We start from the raw sequence: 2406 nt of genomic DNA, 5'->3' as shown, positions 1-2406 counted from the left end.
CATAATCCAGGGATAAGCCTTCAGATACACAACAACCTCCAACAAGGTGGCTGTTGCAATCACCCCCAGAAATCGCCGAGGTAATCGCGGCCGATCGAATCGGGCGACGAGGCCGCGACCCCGCTGGCGAGGAACGCCGTCACGTTGAGCTTCTGCCACGTCTGCAAGTCGGTGCGGACGACGATCGCGATCTTGGTGGTGGTGAGTGTGGTCGGCACAGCGTGCTCTTCGCGGGTCAACTGATCGGTCATACCGCCAGAGATTAATGACTAATTGTCAACTAGTGGAGACAAGCCGAATATAATTCGGACAACGACGCGTGGGAGGCCGCGATGGACGCACTTGATTCGGCGATCGTGGGGATGCTGCAGTCAGATGGTCGGCAGAGCAACCGTGACATCGCGAAGGCTCTCGGCGTTGCGCCGTCGACGACGCTCGAGCGGATCCGTGCCCTGCGGGCGCGCGGGGTGCTGACCGGGGTGCACGCCACCGTCGACCTCGCCGCGATCGGCCGGCCCGTGCAGGGGATGGTGACCGTGAGATTGCGGCCCCAATCGCGCCAGACGGTGCAGGGATTCCGCGATTTCGTGCTCAAACTGCCCGAGACACTGCAGGTGTTCGTCACCACGGGCACCGAGGATCTGCTGATCCACGTTGCGGTGCCGTCGACGGAGGCGCTGCGGGATTTCGTGCTCGATTCGATCACCAGGCGACGCGAGGTCGCGGGTGTGCGAACCGAAGTGGTCTTCGACCATCGGCGCAATCACGTCCTGACGCCGATGTAGGTCGACTCAACGCCACGCGGGCCGACCGCGCCACGCCCGCGGCGATGCGCCGTGCACCCTGCGGAATATCCGGCTGAAGTAGCCCGGGTCGGGCATGCCGACGCGCCGGGCGATGTCGGAGATCGGCAACTCGGTCTCGGCGAGCAGGGCGCGCGCTTCGGCCATTCGTCGCTCGGTGATCCATTCCTGCACCGTGCGCCCGGTGCGCTGGCGCACGACCGTCGTCAAGTGCCCCGGCGTCATCGAGACCTCGTCAGCCACATCGCGGAGCGACAGCGGTTCGCTGTGACGGCGTTCGATGACCGAAAACACCTCAGCCAACAGCGGTTCGCCGCTGCGGCGCAGATCGCCGACGACGTCGCCCGCCAACCGCGCGATGTCGATCAGCAGCAGCGTCAGGTGGGCCAGCAGCGCCTGTCGGTACCCGTCGCGGCGAACGGCCAACTCCTCTTCCATCGACGCGACACCGCCGTCCCATGCGACGCGCCTGTCCGCTGGAAGGCGCAGTCGCAGCAGTCCGCCGGACTTCCCGTGCACGAACGGAAACAGCAACGGATGCGCACGCCACGACGCCCACGGCGGCAGCGTGTCGCCACCGACTGCGGCGGGGTCGAAGAAGATCCCGACGCCTTCGGGGGTGCGCACCACCTCGTCCGGGTGCAGCACCACACCTGCAGCGGCGACGTAGACCAGCGCCGCCTCGGGTGCATACCACAAGGCGGGAAACGTATGGATGTGCTGACCGCGCTCCAACACGTTGTCGTCGCGCGGGCGCACCAGCAGAACCGGGGGTATGTCGACGCCGGTGGGGTAGCGATATGTCGGCACGCCTGCGCGGTGTCTCGCCGGTGCCGCGACGTCCGTCATGGCTCCAAAGATAGTCCAGCTTTTTCCCATTATCGGTCAACTATGTTGATTCGCCGCTGTTCATCATGGGAGGCATGACCGAATATCGTCCACATAGTGACACGCGCGACTACATTCCCGCGGCAGGGCGGGACGCCTTTCTTCCCGGCTACGACCTTCTGACCCGCTTGATCGGTATGGCGTCGGTCTACGACGCGCTGCTCGAACAGGCCGAGTTGACCGACGGGTCGCATGTTTTGGAGATCGGATGCGGAACGGGCAACCTCACCGTCCGTGCGAAGCAGATGTGCCCGGGAGCCGAACTGGTCGGCCTGGATCCGGACCCACGGGCCTTGGCGCGCGCACAGCGCAAGGCGCGGGGGCTCGGCGGGATACGGTTCGAGCGCGGCTACTCGCAGCAGTTGCCGTTCGGTGACGGCGAATTCGACCGCGTGTTGTCGTCGATGATGCTGCACCACCTCGACGAGCAGACGAAACGAGCAACGGCCGCAGAGGTTCTGCGCGTGCTACGGCCCGGCGGGACATTGCACATCGTCGACGTCGGCGGACACATGACGCCAGCGGACGGATTCATGGCGCGTCGGATGCTGCGCAACAAGCATGCCGCAGGCAACCTCGGCGACGCGATTCCCCGACTGCTCACTGAAGCCGGATTCGATTGCAGCCAAACGGCTTCCCGGCAGCACCGTTTCGTGGGACGGCTGACGTTCTATCGCGCCACGCGCCCCGAGTGACCCACGCCCCTGGTGACCCC

The 2406-nt window shown here is 65.5% G+C and carries 4 protein-coding genes; 2 read left to right on the top strand and 2 right to left on the bottom strand.

The genetic code is table 11. The features are described 5' to 3' along the window. Positions 1–59: 59 nt before the first annotated feature. Positions 60–251, bottom strand: coding sequence for a DUF2000 family protein (locus tag CQY20_RS33575; RefSeq protein WP_234816542.1), 192 nt, complete (start codon positions 249–251; stop codon positions 60–62). 81 nt (positions 252–332) lie between these two features. On the opposite strand from CQY20_RS33575, the gene CQY20_RS33570 reads away from it, so the two are divergent. Continuing rightward, complete coding sequence (locus tag CQY20_RS33570) at positions 333–785, top strand: Lrp/AsnC family transcriptional regulator (RefSeq protein ID WP_097945666.1); 453 nt, start codon at positions 333–335, stop codon at positions 783–785. A gap of 6 nt (positions 786–791) precedes the next feature. Here CQY20_RS33570 and CQY20_RS33565 read toward each other — a convergent pair whose 3' ends face one another. Then, positions 792–1652, bottom strand: coding sequence for a helix-turn-helix transcriptional regulator (locus tag CQY20_RS33565; RefSeq protein ID WP_097945663.1), 861 nt, complete (start codon positions 1650–1652; stop codon positions 792–794). A 74-nt stretch (positions 1653–1726) separates the two neighbouring features. Between CQY20_RS33565 and CQY20_RS33560 the strand changes: the two genes are divergently transcribed. Next, complete coding sequence (locus tag CQY20_RS33560) at positions 1727–2386, top strand: class I SAM-dependent methyltransferase (protein ID WP_371871020.1); 660 nt, start codon at positions 1727–1729, stop codon at positions 2384–2386. Positions 2387–2406: the final 20 nt, after the last annotated feature.

The sequence above is a fragment of the Mycolicibacterium agri genome (assembly GCF_002553505.1).
Lineage (GTDB): Bacteria > Actinomycetota > Actinomycetes > Mycobacteriales > Mycobacteriaceae > Mycobacterium > Mycobacterium agri.
The sequence above is the reverse complement of the archived record's forward strand: the minus strand, read 5'-3'. Positions and strand labels throughout refer to the sequence as shown.